The sequence below is a fragment of the Actinoplanes sp. GCM10030250 genome (assembly GCF_042666575.1).
Classification (GTDB): Bacteria; Actinomycetota; Actinomycetes; order Mycobacteriales; family Micromonosporaceae; genus Actinoplanes.
On the sequence record NZ_JBHTDO010000006.1, the window covers coordinates 135035 to 155638 of the forward strand.

9 protein-coding genes are annotated in these 20604 nt (G+C 73.3%); 8 read left to right on the plus strand and 1 reads right to left on the minus strand.

Annotated features, from left to right (window positions below):
- The first annotated feature begins 58 nt into the window (after positions 1-58).
- From ACFQV6_RS11320 to ACFQV6_RS11355, 8 genes are all read left to right on the plus strand, one after another.
- Positions 59-2287, plus strand: a complete 2229-nt coding sequence (locus ACFQV6_RS11320) for a hypothetical protein (protein ID WP_378027357.1) — start codon at positions 59-61, stop codon at positions 2285-2287.
- Positions 2287-5634 carry a DUF6603 domain-containing protein gene (locus tag ACFQV6_RS11325; RefSeq protein WP_378027358.1) on the plus strand — a complete coding sequence of 1116 codons (3348 nt, stop codon included), beginning with the start codon at positions 2287-2289 and terminating at the stop codon, positions 5632-5634. Before ACFQV6_RS11320 ends, ACFQV6_RS11325 begins: the two co-directional genes overlap by 1 nt.
- Entirely contained in the window at positions 5634-8246 is a 2613-nt protein-coding gene (locus ACFQV6_RS11330; RefSeq protein ID WP_378027359.1) for a hypothetical protein, read from the plus strand. The genes ACFQV6_RS11325 and ACFQV6_RS11330 overlap by 1 nt, the downstream gene beginning before the upstream one ends.
- Complete coding sequence (locus ACFQV6_RS11335; protein ID WP_378027360.1) at positions 8243-12016, plus strand: hypothetical protein; 3774 nt, start codon at positions 8243-8245, stop codon at positions 12014-12016. Before ACFQV6_RS11330 ends, ACFQV6_RS11335 begins: the two co-directional genes overlap by 4 nt.
- On the plus strand, positions 12013-13521 hold the full coding sequence (locus ACFQV6_RS11340) for a hypothetical protein (RefSeq protein ID WP_378027361.1): 1509 nt from the start codon (positions 12013-12015) through the stop codon (positions 13519-13521). The genes ACFQV6_RS11335 and ACFQV6_RS11340 overlap by 4 nt, the downstream gene beginning before the upstream one ends.
- A gap of 105 nt (positions 13522-13626) precedes the next feature.
- Entirely contained in the window at positions 13627-15312 is a 1686-nt protein-coding gene (locus ACFQV6_RS11345) for a tetratricopeptide repeat protein (RefSeq protein ID WP_378027362.1), read from the plus strand.
- Positions 15309-16355: a hypothetical protein gene (locus ACFQV6_RS11350; RefSeq protein ID WP_378027363.1), complete on the plus strand. Its 1047-nt coding sequence runs from the start codon at positions 15309-15311 to the stop codon at positions 16353-16355. Before ACFQV6_RS11345 ends, ACFQV6_RS11350 begins: the two co-directional genes overlap by 4 nt.
- 177 nt (positions 16356-16532) lie before the next feature.
- Positions 16533-17792: a carboxypeptidase-like regulatory domain-containing protein gene (locus tag ACFQV6_RS11355; RefSeq protein ID WP_378027364.1), complete on the plus strand. Its 1260-nt coding sequence runs from the start codon at positions 16533-16535 to the stop codon at positions 17790-17792.
- Between the two features lie 95 nt (positions 17793-17887).
- On the opposite strand, the gene ACFQV6_RS11360 is transcribed toward ACFQV6_RS11355, so the two are convergent.
- Complete coding sequence (locus ACFQV6_RS11360; RefSeq protein WP_378027365.1) at positions 17888-20602, minus strand: ATP-binding protein; 2715 nt, start codon at positions 20600-20602, stop codon at positions 17888-17890.
- Positions 20603-20604 lie beyond the last annotated feature (2 nt).

The following is a 20604-nucleotide window of genomic DNA, read 5'->3' on the forward strand; positions in this document are numbered from 1 at the left end:
ACGGACAGTTGCCGGTAATCGCCCGGCGTAGCGTCCCCGCCGTCAAAGGGAGGCGGTTGTGGACGACATACCGCTGGACGTCAACGCGTTGCCCGGCATCGTGGCCGGGCCGGTGCTGCGCCGGGTCACTCGATCCGCGGCGTCGGTCTGGGTTGCTCTGACCAGGCCCGGCACAGTCACACTGCACGTGCGTGTCGCCGGGCAACCGGCCACCGAGATCGAGGCCGGTACGGCGGAACCCGTCCGGGTCGGTGTCGCGCTCTGGCTCGCGGTGGTGACCGGCGGAGCTCCCGGCGGAACGTTCGACGCCGACGGCCTGTACGAGTACCGGCTCAGCTCGGCCGGCTGGCCGCAACCCGCCTGGGCGGACCTGGCGATCGGCACAGCGCTGCCGGCGTTTCCGGGGCCGCCGGACGACGTGGCGAAGCTGACGATTCTGCACACGTCCTGCCGGAAGGTGCACGGCGGCGGGCGCGACGCCCTCGCGGGATCCGCGCAGGTCATCCGCGATCGGCTCAGTGCCGGCGAGGCGAGGCCGCATCTGCTCGTACTCTCCGGTGATCAGATCTACGCCGATGAGGTGCCGGCACCGTTGGTGCCGCGAATCGCGCGGATCAGCACCGATCTGGTCGGCGTGGAGGATTCCGCGATGTTCGCGCCGCTGCCGAGGATCGGCGGGCGGCAGACACGCTCGGAACAGTTTCACCTGACGTCGTCGGCGGCCCGCGACCACCTGTGGCGGCTGGGTGAGTTTCTGGCCGTCTACCTGCTCTACTGGTCGGATCTGCTGTGGCCCGCGGCGCTGCCGGCCTGGGCCGATGTCCAGCCTGGCGCCCTCGATCCGGCTTCCGGGCTGGACGAGCAGACGTGGCAAGGGCTACGGGACGCCACGGCCACCTTCCGGGCGGGGCTGCCGGAGGTACGGCGCGTGCTGGCCACCGTGCCCTCGCTGATGGTTCTCGACGACCACGAGGTGACCGACGACTGGAACCTGGACCATCCATGGGTCGCGGGGGTCTACGCGGACTCGGCCGGGAGCCGGATCGTCACCAACGGACTGCTGGCGTATGCGCTGTGCCAGCACTGGGGCAACGTGCCGGCCCGGTTCGCGACGGCCGGGACGCCGGAGGCAGCGGTGCTGGCTGCGGTCGCCTTCACCGGGTCCAGCCCGGACACCCTGGTGCTGCGAAAGGCTTTGGGGCTGCCCGCGGCCGTGCCGCCCGCCCCGCCGTCGGTTCTGCGCGATCTCACCGATCCGGCCGCCGTCCGGTACGACGTGACACTCGGTCCCGCCGACGGCTGGCCGGTCCGGGTGATCGGGCTGGACGAGCGCACCGCTCGCGAGTTTCGCCGGGTCGACCACCCGGCCGCGCGGATCGGGCTGGCCGCACTGTCCCGGATGCTGCCCGGGCCGGACCCCGCCGAAGCGGTGCCGCTGACGCTCGTGGTCGCGCCGTCGCCGATCCTCGGCACTCACGTGATCGAGCATGTCATCCAGCCCGCGGTCGGCCTGTTCCCGGGTGGGTCGGTCTACGCCGATTTCGAGTCGTGGTCGGCCGCCACCGCCAGCCATCAGGAGTTGCTGCGCCGGCTGGCCGCGTACGCGCCGCTGGTCTTTCTCTCCGGGGATGTGCACTACGGCGGAACGGCCGCGCTCAGCTACACCCGCGCGGCGGGGACCACCCGGGCCGCCCAGATCACCAGCAGCTCCGCCCGGAACGCGGACACCAAGACGATGGTGCTGCACCTGTTCGGCGACCTGGCGATGCGACTGGGGATCGAACGCGAGCGGCACTTCGTGGGCTTCACCAACCTGAACGCCCCGCAGCTCGCCGGGCCGCCACCGGCCGGCACCACCCTGCCGTACGACGACCTGTCCGACGTGCTGCTCGGCCGCGCATTTCGCGCGGGGCAGGAGGCGCCGGCCGTGCTCAGCGCGGAGGTCGCCGCCGCGTACGGGCTGGGTGCCGGCGACTGGCACTACGCGGTGGAGCCTGTCGACGACGAGACGATGCCGCCGGCCGGTCCGCTGCTGACCGACCTCCAGGCGGCACCGGCGCCCGCGTGGCCGACCTGGGATCCGGCGAAGTCGTACCGGATGGTCAAGGCCCTGCGGGCGAGTGACCTGCACCGGATCGGGCGGATGTTCATCGGGCTGCCGCAGATCTCGCTGCTGGAGTTCAGCACCGGGCCGCTGGCGGTGCACCATCACATGACCGCGCCGGCCGGCGCCGAGGCGGCCGGCGTCGCCCGGCACCGGGCGGACACCAGGGTGGAGCTCAGCTGATGGCCGACAAGTCCGTCATCGAGACGATCTCCGACGAGTACGCGGAGGCGATGCGCTCGGCACTCGACGGCGCCGATGCCATGCTGCCCCGGCTGAACCCGCCGAACGCCGCCGCCGCACGGGCCGCGATCGATCAGCTACCGGCGCGGGCCAAGGCGGTCACCGACGCCGCCGATCTGCCCGGCTGGCTGGACGCCGTGCAGCGGTGGCGGGACAAGGCCACCGAGGTCGCGGACCACGCGTTCGGCGGACCGCGCGCCACCGAGGCGGCGCTGGTGCGGTTCCTCGAGGAGCGCTTCCCGCGGACGGCCGCGTTCCTGGCGCTGACCGAAGTCATCCGGCACCGTCCCGATGCGCCGGACGAGATCGACCGGACCAAGCTGCGGCAGCTCGTCAACGACCCGGGCACGCTGGTCGACGAGCAGCTCTGGGACGCGCTTCTGGGTGACGCCGGGCTGCCGGGCACCGGGCGGATGCCGGCCGTGATCGTCGCGTTGCTGCTGATGGCCCCTCAGATGATCATCGCGTTGGCCCGGGGGGACACCAGGGTGGCCGGATTGCCGGCGCCGCCCACCGACAGCCCCGGTCCGTGGCGCACGTTCCGCGAGGCCAGTGAGGGCTGGATCTCGCTGACCGTGCCGATCGGCGACCCGGCGCGCCCGCAACCGGTGCCGGGCGACGTGTTCGACTGGGTGGCCGATCTGATGCCCGATCTGTCGGCGACGCTGGCGATCCGGTCCCAGCGGCTGCCCGGGCGCACCGTCTTCGAGATGTGGCTGGCCGTCGCGGTCGAGGGCGACCGCTGGCAGTACGACATCGGCGACGACTGGTATCTGCGGGTGGAGCCGGGGCTGACCGGCGGGTTCGGCTACGACGGCGGCTGGCACGGCGCGTTCCGGCAGTTCGCGCTGGACCCGGCCAAGCTGCCCGGGCCGGGTGACCCGGTCGAGGTGACGTTCGGGCGGGACCGCGGGCCGGGGCAGCCGGACATCGCTTTCGGGCCGCCGTACGACACCCGCCTGGTCATCCACGATCTGGGTGCCTTTTTGCGGCTGCGCGAGGACCACCCGATCGTCGAGGTCGGGTTGTTCGTGCACGAGTTCACCGCGGTGCTGACCAACCGCTGGTGGCGAACGTTCGGCATCACCGACACCATCTTCCGCGACGGCATCCGCTTCACGCTCGACCTCGACCTGGCCTGGGTGGAGGGCCGGGGCCTGCTGCTCAACCTGGCCGCCGCGCTGGACCTGACCATCGGCATCGACTGGGAGCTCGGCAAGGACAGCCCGGTCGGCCTCAAGCTGCACAGCATCCACCTGCTGGTGCCGATCCAGGCCACCGCGAACAGCTTCGATGTCCGGGCCGAGGTGCGCTTCCACATCTCGGTCCACCTCGGGCCGGTGGTCATGGTGGTCAGCGGGCTGGGCGGCTGGGTCGGATACTGGAACAAGCAGAACGTGGGGTTCCTCCCGCCGACCGGTGCGGGCCTGCAGATCTCCGCGGGCATCTTCACCGGCGGCGGGTTCCTCGACTTCACCGGCGGGCCCAACGAGCGCTTCGGCGGCGTGGTCTACGTGCGGGTCGGGCTGTTCGAGGTGACCGCGTTCGGGCTGCACGAGCTGACCGGCAAACCCGGCGAGGCGGGCCGGCGTACCTCATTGATCATGGTCTTGGGGGTGCGGTTCTCGCCGGGCATCCAGCTCGGTTTCGGTTTCGAGATCTCCGGTTTCGGCGGGCTGATCGGCATCAACCGCCGGGTCGACACCGACGCCCTGCGCGAGCGGCTCACCTCCGGCGCGGCCGGCAACGTGCTGTTCGCCGACGACCCGATCCGCAACGCCCCGCAGATCCTCGGTGACCTGGGCGCGCTCTTCCCGGCGCACCCGGGCAGTTACGTCTTCGGCCCGACGGTTCAGCTGAGCTGGCTCAACATCGCCGGACTCAAGATCTTCCGGCTCGACCTCGGCCTGTTCTTCCAGTTCCCCGGGCCGAGCACCATCGTCGTGCTGGGCTCGGCGCGCGCCCAGCTGCCGCCGTTCGAGAACGTGCCGCACCTGATCGACATCCGGTTCGACGTCGTCGGCCTGATCGACTTCCCGAGGCGGATCGTCGAGTTCGACGCCACCCTGATCAATTCGAAGATCATGGAGGTCTTTCACCTCACCGGTGACATCGCCTTCCGGCTGTCCTGGGGTGAGCGGCCCTACCTGCTGCTGAGCTTCGGCGGCTTCCACCCGAACTTCAAGCCGCTGCCGGCCCAGTTCCCCGAACTGACCCGGCTGGCGCTCACGGTCAAGCCGGGATTCCTGTCGGCCGGGATCTTCTTCCGGGCCGAGGCCTACCTGGCGGTCACCTCGAACACCGTGCAGTTCGGCGGGCGGGTCGAGCTGGGCTATGCGGTCGGGCCGATCAACCTGACGGGTTTCATCAGCCTGGACGCGCTGATCCAGTTCAGCCCGTTCCACTTCGAGGTGTCGGTCAGCGCCGGCGTTCGGCTGCGGTGGAACTCGTCCACCATCGGCGGGGTGCGGCTGGAGGGCACGATCAGCGGACCCGGCCCGGTGGCGCTCAGCGGCAAGGCGTGCTTCGAGATTCTGTGGTTCGACATCTGCGCGAACGCGACGGTGAGCCTGGGCGGTTCCTCGTCGCCCGCCCCACCGGCGGTCAGCAGCGTGGCCCAGGCACTCGGCAACGACCTGCGCGACCCGGCGAACCTGAACCCGGTCGGCGGCGACGACACCGAGGTGGCGCAGCAGCCGCGCCCGGCCGCGCCCGGCGACCGTCCGCTGATGTCGCCGCTCGGCTCACTGCGCTGGACCCAGAGACGGGTTCCGCTGAACCTGCTGGTCGACCGGTTCGAGGGCCAGCCGCTGAGCCGGTCGCAGAGCGTGAAGGTCGAGGCGGCGCCGGCCGGTGTGGCGGTGCGGGACTGGTTCGCGCCCGGCTCGTTCGCCAACCTGACCAAGGCCGAGGCGCTGAACCGGCCCGGGTTCGAACGTCTGGACGCCGGTGTCGAACTGGGCTTCGGCGGTCCGGTCTCGTCGGCCGCGGTCCGGCACGAGGTGACCGTCATCGAGGTCCGGCTGCCCCGGCCGCCGCTGCTGGGCATGATCGCGCTGCCGTTCCCCGGCGTTGTGCTGGCCGCCGTCGCCGAGCGCACCGGCCCGGCCGCGGTCCGCTCCGACGCGGTGAAGTTCGGGGTCAGCGACGAGGTCTTCGCCGTCCGCGACGCGTCCGGCGTCCTGCTCGCCGAAGGCCTGCCGGTCAGCGAGGCTCACCAGCGCGCCCGCCGGGCCGCCGGCACCGCGGCGCCCAAGGGCGACCTGATCGACCTGGGAGCGTTCTGATGGCGGTACGCCTGGACTTCCTCGGCTGGCGCCGCTCGGCGACCTATACGTCGGTGCTCAGCCCGGCGCTGACCGCGCAGGGCCGGCTGACCGGCCGGGTCGATCTGACCCTGCGCAACACCGAACCGCCGAACGAGGTGGAGAGCGCCGGCCTGACCTTCGACCTGCTCGGCCCGGGCGACGTCAAAGGCTTCAAACCCTTTGCGGTACGCCATGAGGTGCCGTCGCCGGGTATCACGGACTTCGAGGAGACGAAGTGCGTGTACGTGGAGCTGTCCGGGCCGGACCTGCCGTGGCGGTACACGCCCGAATTGGCCGCGGCCCGGCGGCTGCGGCCCTGGATCGTGCTGGTGGTGGGCACGACGACGGAGGTCGTGCTCCAGCCGGGCGGGACGGTGACGATCGGCGCCGGCGCGCTCGGCGCCCACAACCTGGACCATGCGGCGCGCTGGGCGCACGTGCAGGACGACGTCGACCACCCCGGCGAACGGCTGGTCGCCCGGCTGTTGTCGCCGCGGGATCTGGCCCAGCGGACGCACTACATCGCGGTCGTCGTGCCCGCCTTCGCGCCCAACGGGCAACCCGCGTGGGTGGCCGGGACGCCGAGTGTGACACTGCCCGCGTACCACTCCTGGGAATTCGCCACGGGCGAGGAGGGTGACTTTCCGACGCTGGCCGCCCGGTTGCGGGTCGGCACGATGAAGCCCGGCTTCGGCCGGGCGGCATTGGACTACACGCCCCTGGCGGGTGACGAAGGCCTGTCGGTGCGCGGCGCGCTGGCGCCGATCGGCAGCATCGACGCCGCGGTGCCGGGCCCGGTGGCCGCCGACGTGACCGAGCTGACCGAGCCGCTGCTGGACCCGCGCCGTCCGGTGATCACCCTGCCCGGCTACGGCGAAGCGTGGCGGGCCGAGCCGGATCTGACCGAGTGGGGCGGGCAGTTCCGCGTCGATCCGCGGCACCGCGCCGTCGCCGGGCTGGGCTTGAAGGCCGGCATCGATTTTCAGGACCTGCTCTCCGACGCCGCCTCGGCCCAGGCCGGCGCGCTCGAGGAGGCAGCCGCCCTGGTCCGGCATCTCACCGCCGGCCTGGGCGCATCCGCTTCGCTGTGGACCAACCGGCTGCCCGCCGATCCGATCCGGCGTCTGGCCGTCTTCGGGCCGGCGCTGGCCAGGCTGCCGACCACGACCGGGTCGGTGCTGGACCGGATCACCGGGCCCGGCCGGCCGCTGCCGCCCGCGATCTTCTCGGCGGCGGCCCGCAGGGTGCTGCGCGGAGCGACCGATCCGCGGGACGCGCTGGAGGCAGCCAACTCCTGCCCGCCGCCACCGCCCCGTGCGCCCCGGGGCCTGCCGCACGACGACCACCTGAGCAAGAGCACCGGCGTCCCCGGCCTGGACGAGGCCATGGCCAGGGCGGCCGAGGCCGGCCGGGCCCCGTTCACCGGGCTCAAGGACCTCGTCGACGCTTTCGACCGAAGGCCGTACAGCGATCAGACGGTGAACCTCTTCGAGCGGGCCATGGCCCACTGGGTGGCGGCCGCCGCGGACGGGCGCCCGATTCCGCTGCTGGCGTTGCTGGCCATCCTGGACCCGCCGGATGCCAAGCAGCTCGACGAGAGGCAGCTGATCGCGGCGTTGCGCCGGATCCAGGAGGGCGATGGGGACACCGACTCGGTCATCGACCTCGTGGTCGAGGTGAGTACCCGGCCGCCCGACCGGCCCTGCCGCCCGATCGACCTGGGGGCGGTGGCTGAGGTGGTGGGTGCGGCGATCGACCCGACGGCCGGCCGGCCGTTCGTGGTGGACCGGGTACTGGACCTGATCGCCGGGCTGGACGACCAGCCGCTCACCCCACCGGAGCTCTGTCCCGACCTGGACATCCCGGCGTGGCAGATGCTGCGCGACCGTGACCCGGACTGGCTGCTGCCCGGTGCCGGCACGATGGAAAGCGACCGGGTGGTCGCGGTGCAGACCAACCCGGCCTTCGTCGACGCCTTCCTGCTCGGGCTCAACACCCAGACGATCGGCGAGCTGCGGTTCCGCAACATCCCGATCCGCACCGGCTGCACGCCGCTGCGCCAGTTCTGGGCCCGCACCAACCCAGCCACCGAGAGCTACGACGACGACATCGTCGGCGTGCACCGCTGGCCGGACGCCGGCCCGCTCGGCAGCCCCGATCATCAGACGGCGGCGGCCGCCGGGGCGGACCTGGTGATCGTCTTCCGCACCACGCTGTTCCGCCGCTACCCGCGCACCCTCGTCTACCTGACCCCGGCTCCCCTGGCCGGCGGGCAACCGGACTGGGAGGCCGACCCGGACCTGAGTCAACGGCTGCTGCCGGTCTTCCAGGGTGCCCTGACGCCGGAGATCGTGTTCTTCGGGTTCGACCTGGAACCGGCGCTGGGCCGCGGGCACTGGGTGGTGCTCGAGGAGCCACCGCACGGGGTGCAGTTCTTCAGCGGGCCGACGCCGGGGATGTCCGCCGCCCGCGCCGAGGTCCTGACCCAGCCCGGTGCTCACCCGGACGGTGCCGCGTTCGCCGACGCCGCGTTCGCCGACCCGTATCGGGTGATGATCCGCGGCGTCGCCCTGATCGGGAGCACCCCATGAGTGGACCGACCGTCGGCGTGCTGCTGCCGCTGCGCCTGGAGACCCGCTTCGTCGCACCGGCCGACGGGAACGGCTGGCGGCTCAAGATCCGGATCGTGCCGGACGCGGCGAGCCTGGACCGGCATCAACCGCTGCCCGACGCCGCCGAGCTCGACGCTGTCGAGTCGCTGTGGCAGCTCACCGGGGGTGACCTCGCCTCCGAGGAGGGCAAGGCTCAGTGGCGGCGGTTCGCCGCCCAGGTCGGTGCGGCCCGCGGGGCGTGGCTGGCGCGCAGCTTCCCGGCCGGGGCCGCCCGGCCCGCTGTGATCAACGAGGGACTCACCGGCGGGCGGGTCGCCGGGCTGCCCGGCACCATCGAATTGTGGCTGGGCCGCGGCGGCGCGGCGCCGGTGCGGGTCGCCGGGCTGCCGGTGGATCAGGCCGGACTCGGCCTGGACCTGACCGATCCGGAGGGCGGCGAGACCCGGTGGTGGTCGTCGTTCGAAGAGGCGAAACGGGTCGGGCTGGGCGCCGAGATCGACCTCGGCCCCGGCGAGCCGGACGACCTCGACGTCCTCTACGCGGTGGGGCTCGGTGACGGTGACCCGCTGGAGCTTTTCGCGAACCACCGCGACGCCGGGGTGCTGGGCGTCCCTGCGCTCGGCACTCCCACCAACTCGATCGCCGGTGCGCCGGCCGCCGACCTGGCCCGCGACCCGGACACCTGGCTCACCCTGCTTACCGCGCCCCCGCCCCAGCCGGCCGTGGACTCGATCAGCCTGGCGCTGACCGGTAAGGCGGGCAGTCTCGGCGCGCTGCCCGGCGGCGACCGTGATCATCTGCCGATCAACCGGGCCCTGGTCGCGGCGCTCTGGTCGGCGGTGTTCGGGCACGGCGTCAAGGACGTCTGGGGCGCGGCCGAACGTGGGCTCGCCACCGGGGTGTGGGCGCTGGACAACCTCGTGCCGGAAGGGCTGATGCCGCCGCTGCGCATCGGCGACCAGCCGTACGGCCTGGTCCCGGTCACCTCGCTGAACCGCTGGGTGGGCGAGCTGGGCGACCCGGACGTGGAGGCCGGGGTCCGTGCCATCGGCGCGGCGGTCCGCGATGCGGCAGCGGCCGCCGCAGAGGTGGCCGGAACCATCACCGGCGCGAGCACCGAGCGGCTGCTCGACCTGATCGGCCGGGTGCCGAACTCCCGCGGGTACGCGTGGCGCTGGTCCCTGCCGCTCGAAGTGATCTACCTGCTGGAGTGGGCGATCGGCGCCGGCATCGCGTGGCCGGTGCTGCTGGAGTGGTGGAACCGGATCGCCGAGCCGGTGCGGACGCTGGCCGGGGAGCCGGCCCGCCGGTACGCGGCCCTGGGCGAGCCGCAGGATCTGCGGTTGCCGCTGGTGCAGCCGACCAACCTGCCGGACGGCCGGAGCCTGGACGACGTCATCGAGCGGCTGCTGGAGATCCCGCCCAGCCGGCTCGCCTCCCCGGCGGTGATCCGTGAGTTCTTCAACCCGCTGCCCGACAGTCTGCTGTTCCGGCTGCTGTTGCACGCCCGGCTGGTCGACGCGGCCGAGGTGGCGCGGATGTCGAAGAACGAGACCGGGCCGTTCCTGGAACCGGTCACCGCGCCCTCGGCCAGTGCGACGGCACTGCAGGTCTGGGGCTCGGCGTTCTCCGACGGGATGCTCGGCGACGACCCGGCGAGCCGGCTGTTCAAGGCCGGCCGGGAGGCAACGATCCAGCTTCTCGGCGCCGACCCGGCCGCCCTGGAACGGGCCTTGCGCAGCACGCTGGACACGGCCGCGCACCGGATCGACCCGTGGCTGACCGGGCTGGCGGGGCGGCGGTTGCGGACGATCACGGACGCCGTGCCGGAGCCTCGGTTCCGGCTCGGCTGTTATGGCTGGGTCGACGCGCCGCGGCCCCGGTCCGCCGCCGCCCCGGCGCCGGAATATCTGCACGCTCCGTCGATGGAGCAGGCGCTGACCGCGGCGATCCTGCGCGACCGGGCGGTCTCCGACGCCGAACCCGGCCGCTGGCAGATGAACCTCGACTCGGACCGGATCCGGCTGGCCGCCCAGTTCGCCGCCGAGGTGCGCCTGGGCGGTCACCTCAGCGAGGTGCTCGGCCGGGCGGTGGAGCGGGCGGTCGGCACCAAGAGCACCGTGGACCGGTTGCGGGAGCTCTTCCCGGTCCGCACCGAGCACGCCGGACGCCGGGTCTGCGACGGCCGGGCGGTCCTGCGGCAGTACATCACCGCTCCGGACAGCCTGGGCCTCACGCCGGCGCAACGCGAGGCCCTGGCACCCCTGGCCCAGGTGCTCGACACGTACGGGGATCTGCTGGTCGCCGACGCTGTGCACGACGTCGTCTCCGGCCGGGCCGAACTGGCCGCCGCCGCCCTCGACGCGGCCGCCGGGCTGGCCGCCCCGCCGACCCTGGACGTGCTGCGTACGCAGCGATCCGGCCGGTCCGCACGCAGCACCGTGGCGGTCGTGCTGCCGGCCGGCCAACCTCCGCCGGCGGCGGAGCCGACCACCAGCCCGGGCACGCTTGCCGAACCGGCAGTGGCGGCGCTGCTGATCGCCGAGACCGGGGATCCGGCCGGCCCGGCGTGGACCTGGCATCTGTTCGACGCCGGCGGCGTGGTGCTGGAACCGGTCACGCTTGCCGATATCGGGCTGGCGCCGATCGACACCCTGTCGCTGTCCGACGACGACCTGCGGCGGCTGGCCGCCTCGATCCGGCCCGGCGCGGTCGAGGTGACCGACGGCCCCGTCGCGGGAGCGGCCCGGTCAGCGGCCCGCCGGATCTCCGACATCCTCGGCAGCCGGCCCGCGACACCCGCCGATCTCACCGTCGCCGGTGCGGCCGGGTCCGGCGCGGCGGTGCAGGCCGAGATCAGCGCCCGGTACGCCGCCGTGCACGCGGTCGCCGTCGACCTTCAGCCCGTACTGCTCGCCGCCGCGGCGGGAACCGCCGTCGAGCAGCGGGATGCGCTCATCGCCGCTGCTCGCTGGGGCATCACGCCGCTGACCGCCGACGAGTCCACGATCGGCACCCAGGTGAGGCGGGCGGCCACCGCGCTCGCCGAACGGCTGGCGCACGCGCCGGCACCGGCCGACGCGGCCGCCCTCGCCCCGGCGGCCCTGGCGCAGGCGCTGGCCGAGCTGGTGTCCCCCGAGGGCCGGTTGCCGGTGCTGGCCCGGCTGGCGCTGCCGGCCCTGCTGACCGCCGACCCGGCGCTGGACCGGGACTGGCTCGAAGTGTCCGCCACGGTCCGGCCGCACCTGGCCCGGCTCGAGGCGCACCAGCTCGGCCGGCGCCTGGCGGCCGAGGCACCGTTCACCGCCTGGACCAACCGGCCCGGGGACCCGTGGCAGCTCGATCCCGGGCCGGCCGAGGCTCATGGGTTGTTCACCGAGACACAGTTGCTGGCGGTCTTCGGCCCGGCCGGCACCCTGGATCCCGAGGCCGACCCGGGGCGGATCGTCGCGGCGGGGCTGCTCGACTCGTACAGCGAAGTGATCCCGGCGACGGACCACGCGACAACCGTGGCGTTCCACTTCGACGCGCCGGGAGCCCGGGCGCCGCAAGCTGTGCTGATCGCCGTACCGCCGGATCTGTCGTTGCCCTTGGACACCGCGACCGTGGTCGACATCCTGGCCGAGACCCGGATCCTGGCCCGGGCGCGGGCGGCCGGGCCGGACGAGCTGGACGCGTACGCGGCCGGTGAACCGCTCACCCTACTGCCGGTGCACCAGCCCACCGGCGTACGTCTGGAGCCCAAATGACCCGCTACGACGTGGGGCGGCGGCTGGAGCCGATCCGGCCGGTCGCCGACCTGGACAGGGGGTTCCGCGCCGAGATCGCCGACCCGATCTGGTTCCTGGCCCGGCAATGGCAGCTCGCTGAGCACCAGGGCGAGGACGCCGCCTCCCCGGTGCAGGTGCGGCATGTCACCAGCCACGACCCGATCGACCCGCTGAGCGGCGACCCGGCCACCGACCCGTCGATCGTTCCCGCCGAGGCGATCATCGAATCCGAGCCGGACGAGTGGTGGACGCCGGGCCGGCGTATCCGGCTCGGGCTGGCAGCGGCTCCGTTCGTCGCGGAGGATCCGGCGTTGCTGCTGGCCGGGCTGCCGGTTCCGTACGACCGGTTCGACGGCACCGGGCTCGACGGCCTCACCCTCTATCGCGGCCGGGCCGCCTTGAACCTGCCCGACGGCTTCTTCGACGAGGTGCCGGGCACCGCGGCCGCCGACCGGTGGGACCCCGCCGAACTGGTCTACTCAGCCACGTTCACCAGCGCCACGGTGACCCTGCGGATCCCACGCCACGACGGCGGCGACGTCGACTGGTATTCGGTCCGCGCGGATCAGCCGCAGCCCGCGCCGGCCGAGGCGCCGAAGCCGGTGACCGTCCTGCCGGCCCGGCTCAAATACCCGGGCGCCCCGCACCCGCGCTGGTGGCAGATCGAGAACGCGCACGTCGACGTCGGCGGTTTCCCGCCGGACCGCAGCCACCTCGCCACCATGCTGCTGATCGACCTGGTCGTCTCGCACGCCGACGACTGGTACAGCTTCCCGGTGCAGACCCACGCCGGCCGGCTGGTCACCCTGCGTGAGGTGGTGGTGCGGGACGCGTTCGACGACGAGACCCCGGTGGGTACGCCGGACGACTGGTCGCTGTTCCGGATGTCCGGCTCCGATCCGGCGACCCTCGCCGTCTGGCCGACCGTGGTGGCGCCGCTGAGCAGCCAGCCGGTCGACGACGTGGTGCTCGGCGTGGACGAGGACGCCAACCTGCTGTGGGCGGTCGAGCAGCGCGCCGCCGGGAAGGCGCTCGCTGCCCCGCCGCCCGCCGAGCCGGTCCTGCCGCCCGGCCCGAACGGCGCGGTGCTGGCCAGTGAGCCGATCGGCTACGCCTATCGGCCGAGCACCCTGTTGCCGCGCTTCTGGCACCCGTACGAGGTTCGCGACCTGGACAACCGGCGGCGCTTCGTCCAGGGCCGGCTGGCCGACCTCGAGGTGCGCCCGCCGGTCCTGATGCCGGAACCGGTCAGCCCGCTGCTGTACGACCCGGCGGCGTCACCTGAAGGTCCGGTACATCAGGTGGAGCCGGCCACCGTGCCGGTCACCGGGCTGCGCCTGCAGCGGCAGTGGGTGCTCGGCCGGCGTACCGACGGCCTGCCGGTGCTGTGGATGCAGCGCCGGCGGCTCCCGCTGCTGGGACCGCCGATCTCAGGTCTGCGTTTCGACGTCGCCCAGCAGGTACCCGCCACTGTCACCGGATGACCCGCCTGGCGTATATCCGACTCGGCCCGCCCTGACGCCGTCGTCGACGAGCGTCGGGTAAGTAGAATTTCGTCGATCCCGGCAGGCGGATTCGGGGGATGGTCGATGGCCGAGACACCTGGGGCTGCGCGGCGCGGCCGGCGCGAAGCCACGATGGATGCCGCGCTTCCCGAACACCGGGTCGCACTCGCGTCCCGGCTGCGTGACCTGCGGGACGAGAGCGGGCGGCCTTCCTATCGGCGGCTCAGCGAGCTGGCGCACTGCAGCTTCGCCTCGCTGTCCGCGGCGGCCGCCGGCCGCCGGTTCCCGACCTGGGAGACGACACGCGGTTACGTCACCGGGTGCCTGCGGCACGCGGGCCGTGAGGCGGACATCGACCTGGTGCTGGGCCAGTGGCGCCGTCTGTGGGAGGACATTGACGTACGGGAGAAGGCGCACCGCCTCGACCGCCCGGCGGCACAGGTTTCCGCGCCGCCTGCCCCCGCGGTGCCGGTCCGGAAACGATCCCGGTGGCCGATCGCGGCCGTCGTCGCCGTGCTGGTGCTGATGGCGACCATGGCCGCCGGCGACGCGAGGCGGTCCGCGCCGCAGGCCATGACCGGCCTGTTCAACATCCTCGTGGTGCCGTTCGAAGGGTTCCCGTCCTCGGCCGGCGGGCTGGAGCACACCCTGGCCCGCGAGTTGGAGCAGTGGGCGCGCGGCGAGACCGCCGTTCAGACGCGCGGTCCGGACGACGTCGGCCGGGTGGCCGCCCGGGGAGCGCGCGCCCGGCAGGATGCCCTGACCCGGCTCGCCGCCGACCACAACGCCGATGTCGTCCTGACCGGTCTGCTGCGCCCCGACGGCGACACCTGGACCGTGGTGATCGAGGTCGTGCTCACCGAGCGGGTCTTCGCCGAGACGCCCGAGTTCGTCGGCCGCCACGAGTTCGCCCTCACCGAACCGGCCGATGTGATCCGGGGCAACGTCGAGATCAACCAGCAGTTGGCGGGCGACGCCGTCCGTTACGTGCAGGCCGTGGTGGCGTTCGTCCGGGGGCTCGGCCGGTACGCGCTCGACGACTATCCGGGCGCCGAACGCGAGTTCCGGACGGCGGACGGCGGGCTGGCCGAGCCGGCCCGGCGGATCACCGGGCACACCGAGGTCGTTCTGCTGATGCTGGGTAACGCTGTCGGCCGTACCGGGCGGTACGCGGAGGCGGCGGCGATCTTCCGGCGGGCGCTGGCGCGTAGCCCGGAGTACCCGCGCGCCACGATCGGGCTGGCTGAGGCGCTGCGGGCCGGGGTGACCTGTGGCAAGGGCGGCGTCGCACCGCTGCGCCAGGCGCTGGAGCTTTACGGCAGGGCGCTGCCGGCCTCCGGTGGTGGCCTGGTCGAGATGAAGACGCGGCTCGGGCTCGGGCTGGCGTACCAGTGCCTGAGCATGAGCGGGACGCCGCGCTGGACGCAGGCGGACGTGCAGTTGGCGGATGTGCAGTTCGCGGGGGTGCTGCGAGTGCACCGGGGCTGGGCGTCGAGCGGGGAGGCGCGACGGCAGTCGCTACGTCTGGCGGCGGAGGCCAGAGCCGGGCAGGCCCTGACGGCCTGGCGTTCGGGTGACCTGGCCGGCGCCGCGGTGGCGTACGAGGAGGCGGTGAGCATGCTGCACGCCATCGGGGTCGTCCGGCCCACCATCCAGGAACGCGAACGGATCTTCCTCCGCAACCTGCGCGACACGTACGTCGCGATGAACGAGAGCAGCCAGGCCGAAGCGGTCGACGCCAGGTTGCTCCGGGCCGGAGGTGGCTCATGATCCACGCTCGGCTGGTGCGCCGCGCCGCCGTCCCGGTGGCCGTTGTGGTCGCCGTCTCCGCGATCGTCGTCCAGTTGGCCACCGGGTCTCCCGGCCGGCGCGGGCCCGGGACGGCCGGCGCGGCTCCCACGGTGTCCACCAGCTCGGCGTCACCGTCCGCCGGGGCATCGCCGTCCGCTTCGGCGTCGCCGTCCGCTTCGCCTTCGGCCGGCGCGGCTGTCGCACCGCCTGCTACCCCGCTACCGGTTCGTGCCCGGGTCACGTCACCCACCGGCACCTCCCGATCTGGGCAGCCTCGGCACCGGCCGAGCCCGGCGGGCTCCGCCCGCCCGAGTTCTGCTCCGCCCCGGACCGGGCCGCCGGCCGCGTCACTCGACGAGTTGCTCCAGCAGGACGGGCCGCCGCCCGACGGGGTCGCCGCGCAGATGGATCTCTTTCTGGGTGGCGGGTCGAACTGCTTTCCGGACGATTACACCGGGGACCCCGTCGTCGAGATGCCGGAGATCGTGAAGATCCCGAGCGTGCCGTCCGTCTGTGTTCTGGGATTCGACCAGGGCCGTGAACTGACCCTGCGTTTCACCAACCCGGCTGGGGCGGCGACGACCACGGTGGTGCCCGCGGACTGGGACGCGTACGCGGTGGCCTATCCGATCACTCCGGGGAGCCCGGCCGGCACCTATCGCGTCCACGCCGCCCAGGGCCCGCTGAGCGCGACAACCGAGTTCGCCGTGCGCCGGGCCGACAGACCGAGGATGTGGATCCATCCGTGGGTCGCGGACGCCGGCTCCGTGATCGACGTGTACGTCGGCGGGTTCCCGCCGGGCCGCCCGGCCGCCCTGCACCTCTACGTCTGCGAACAGAAGCTGCGGTACCGGGCCACGACGACCGTCGCGGTGGACCTCAACGGCGAGGGTCATCTGGCCCTCCGTACGAGCGCCGCCACCGAGCCGAACTGCTACGTCATGAACAACCCGCTGATCTACGACCCGTCAGCGCCCGGCGAGCCGCAGCCCCCGGCACACTCCAGCTTCCGGCTCCGCTGACATTTGTTCACGAAGACGCCCTGAACAAATCGCTGACCTGCGTGAACAACGCGCTTTGTACAGAGTTGCCGAGCGGTGGTTCCGCCCGCCGACGGGCCGCGCGACGCTCCTCCTCAGACGGCCGGACCGCTGGGGACGGAGCTCGGCCGACGACATCGATGACATCGGGGGGAACCAATGACCTATCGACCACCGGCACGCTTGGGTGCCGGGCTGGTAGCCGCCGCGCTGGCCGTTGTCGGCCTCGCCGCGCCGGGGCACGCCGGGGGCCGTTCGTCGACACCATCGGGGGTGTCCGGTGCCACTCTGGTGGTCCGGGCTGTCGACGCGGTCACCGGCGCACCGGTGAACGGCTTCTGCGCGACGATGACGCCGATCGACGGTAACGCCTGCGACGACGGGGCGCAGGTGACCCTGACCGGCCTGGCCGCCGAGCCCGCGTCGGTCTTCGTCACCACCGGTCCGGCCAGCGACTATCTGTCGTCCGAGGCGGTTCCGGTGACGCTGGTCGAGGGTGAGACCACGACGGTGACCGTCCCGCTCACGCTGGGTGGGCGGATCAGCGCGGCCGTCGTCGACCGGATCACCGGACAACCCGTCGCGGACGCTTGCATCGCGCTGGCGGTTCCCGGACGGGGCGTTTTTCCGGACGGCTGCGAGAGAACCGACGAGCAGGGGCGGGTCATCACCAACCCGCAGCCGGTCGGCACGTATCAGATGTTCGTGTACACACCCGAGGGGTACGGCTACCAGTGGGCCGGCCTCAGCGGCGGCACCGGCGACCAGCGTGAGGCGGCCCGGATCCGGGTTCGGGCGGCCCGGGTGACCCAGGCTCCCACCGCACGGCTGGACCCGTCCGGCACCATCAGCGGCGTGGTTCGCGACCCGGCCGGCGCGCCGGCGCCCGGGGTGCGCGTCGGGATCACCGCCTGGGGCCTCGGCAGCGGCCCGACGAGTGACGTGGTGACAACCGGCGAGCAGGGCGGGTACGCGCTCGACCGGCTCGGGCCGTACTCGTGGCCACTGAACTTCACGCCCGTGAACGAGCTGCCCCGGCAGTGGTCGGGCGGCGTGGCCAACCGGTTCCGGGCCGAGACGATCAGGGTACGGGCGGGCGAGGCCACCACGTACGACATGGGACTGGTGCGCGGCGCCGGACTGCGCGGAACGGTGACCGTGCGCGGCGGCGCGGCGGTCGACAGTTGGACACTCATCGCGGTGAACGCGGCAACCGGCGACGCCATGGGCAGAGCGGACTCGGCCGACGCTGCCGACCGGACGTATGAGATGCCGCTCGTCGGCGGGCAACAGGTCAAGATCCGATGGTTCACCGGAGCCGGGTCCGGCTGGTGGGAGAACGCTACCGACATCACCACGGCGGGTCGGGTGCCGGTGCCGAGGTCCCGGTTCGGAACGCAGGACCTGACGATCGGGTGATCAGTGGGCGATGGGCGGGCGGCGGACTCTGCGCCGCCCGCCCATTCCGGCCGGTCCCGACGAGGTTGATCAACGCGGTGATCAGGCGTGTGACATCAGGCAAGGCCGGCGAGGGCGTCCCGCAGCGCCGTTCGGCCGCTGATGCCGAGCTTGGGGTAGATCCGGTACAGGTGAGTGCCGACGGTGCGATGGGACAGGAACAGGTGGTCGGCGATCTCCTTGTTGGTGCGGCCCTCGGCGGCGAGCCGGGCGATCTGCAGCTCCTGCGCGGTCAGGGCGCTGTGCTGGATCCCGGCGTCGTCCGGCACGGCCACGCCGGACGCGCGTGTCTCGGCCTCGGCGCGGGCCAGCCACGGCCTGGCGCCCACCTCGCGGAACGCGGCGGCCGCGACCGCCAGTTCGGTCCGGGCATCGTTGATCCGGCGCTGCCGGCGCAACCATTCGCCGTAGACCAGGCGGGTGCGGGCGACTTGCAGCGGGTAGTCGTCCGCGCCGGGGACCGCGAGCGCGTCGCGGAAGAACGGCTCGCCGTCGTCGTCGGCCAGCAGGGCCTGCGAGCGCAGCAGCAGCATGCGCGTCAGCGGGCTGCTGAACGAGGCGGCCTGTTGTCTCGCGGTGGCGAGCCGTTGGCGGAACTGCGGCGCGCAGTCGGCCCGGCAGGCTGCCTCGGCCAGGTCGGCGATGGCGAGCAGCCCCAGGCCGGGGATCTCGCACACCGCTGTGAGTTCGATGTAGGCGTTCCAGTGCCGTCCCGCCGCGAGCTCGGCGAGGCCCTGGCTCCAGCGCTGCCACACGGTCATGTCGACCCGGGTGGGTGTGCCCAGCGCGCGGCTGCGGGCCAGTGCCGCCGCGGTCTGCTCGGTGTCGCCGCGCCATGCGTGGACGTGCGCGACGACGGCCTCGCCGAGCGCGCTGAGGAAGTCCTCACCGAGGTCGGCGGCGAGGCGGTTGCCTTCCTCGGCTGCGGCCAGCGCCTCGGCGAGACGGCCCTGCGCGGCGAGCGCCCGGCCGAGCACGACGCCGCCGGTGGCCAGGTCGCCGACCGTGCGCTGCCGGCGGGCGAGCCGGGTCCCGGCCGCGTGGTAGCGGCCGGCGAGCACCCAGTCGTGCGCCGGTTCCGCGGCCAGGCCCAGGGCGAGCACCTGGACCGGGGTGTACGTCTCGGGAAGCTCGCGCAGGTGGGCCAGCGCGGCCTCGCCGTGCCGGGCCGGGTCGAGCAGAGCGTGGGCGCCGGCGGTGGTCGCGTTCTCCATCGGGCCGGCGACCGCCCGCAGATCCTCGGCGATCTGCCGGCGCACGTCCGGCCCGACACCGTAGGCGGCGCAGTACGTCGCGGTGCTGAACAGCAGTGACAGCGCCAGGATCACGCCCTCGGGTGCCTCGGCGGTCGCCTCCGCCGCGGCCCGGCGGGCAAACGAGCTGACCTCGAGCGGGTCGCGTCTGATGGCGCCGGTGGTGATGCCGATGCTCTCCTCGGCGAGGGCCGCCCGGGCCAGGACGAGCGGGTCGGTCGAGGTCTGGATCGCGGCGGCGGCCATCCGGGCCGCGGCCGCGTTCAGGCCGGCCATCCGGCCGGTTTCGGCGGCGTGGGCGAACCGGCGGGCCCGGTCCTCGTCGGTCGCCGACAGGTCCGCGGCCCGCGCCCAGGACCGCGCCGCGGCACCGGTGTCGCCGCGGGCCGCCAGTGTCTCAGCGGCCTGGTCGAGATCTTTGGCGACGGCCTCGTCGGTCCCGGTGGCGGCGGCGGCCCGGTGCCAGGCGGCGCCGGGCTGGTCACCGCCGGCGGCGAGTACGCCGGCGACCGCCTCGTGAACGATGATCCGGCGGTGGCGGGCGGCCGCCTCGTACACCGCCGAGCGGACCAGTGGATGGCGGAACCGCAGTTCGGATCCGGCGGCCCGGACCAGGCCGGCCTCTTCGGCGGGTGCGAGATCGGCCAGTCCGAGGCCCAGCCGTCGCGCCACCGCGGTCAGCTCGTCCAGCCGTGACCCGGTGAGCGCCGCGGCGATCAGCAGCACGTCCTGGGCCGGTTCGGGCAGGGCGGCGACCTGCCCGGCGAAGACCCGTTCGAGCCGCTCGGGCAGCGGCAGCCGGGGGTGGACGGCGGTCTGCTGCGCCGGGTTACCGCCGGTGAGGCCGCGGGCCAGCTCGATCAGGGCGAGCGGGTTGCCCTCGGCCTCGTCGAGGATCAGTGCCCGCTGCGCCGGGCCGAGCGCCGGGTTCGTCTCGCCGAGCAGCCGGGCCGCGGCGTCCCGCGGCAGCGGGTCCAGGACGATCTCCGGCAGGCGCAGCGTGCCGAGTGGGGCCGGTGGCTCGTCCCGGCAGCTGGCGACGATCAGGACGGGCACGTCGCGCAGCCGCCGGGAGGCGAAGCCGATCATGGCGAGGCTGGGCTCGTCGAGCCACTGGACGTCCTCCAGCATCAGCAGCAGGGGCTGTTCCCCGGCGAGGTCCTCCAGCAGGCTCAGCAATGCCACCGACAGCATCAGCCGGTCCGGAGCGACGTCGGGGCCGATGCCGAACGCGCTGAGCAGGGCGTCGCGCTGCTGCGGTGGCAGGCCGCCGACCCGGTCGAGGGTGCCGTGCAGCAGCTGGTGCAGGCCGGCCATGCCGATCGACGCCTCGCTCTGCACTCCGACGCAGCCGTACGTGCGGAATCCGCTGTCGGTGGCCTCCCGCTCGAGTGCCTCGATCAGGGTGGATTTGCCGATGCCCGCGTCGCCGCGCAGCACGACGGTGGTGGCGTCACCGTCCCGTGCGGCGGTCAGCAGGTCGAACAGTTGGGCACGTTCGCGTTCGCGGCCGATCACGG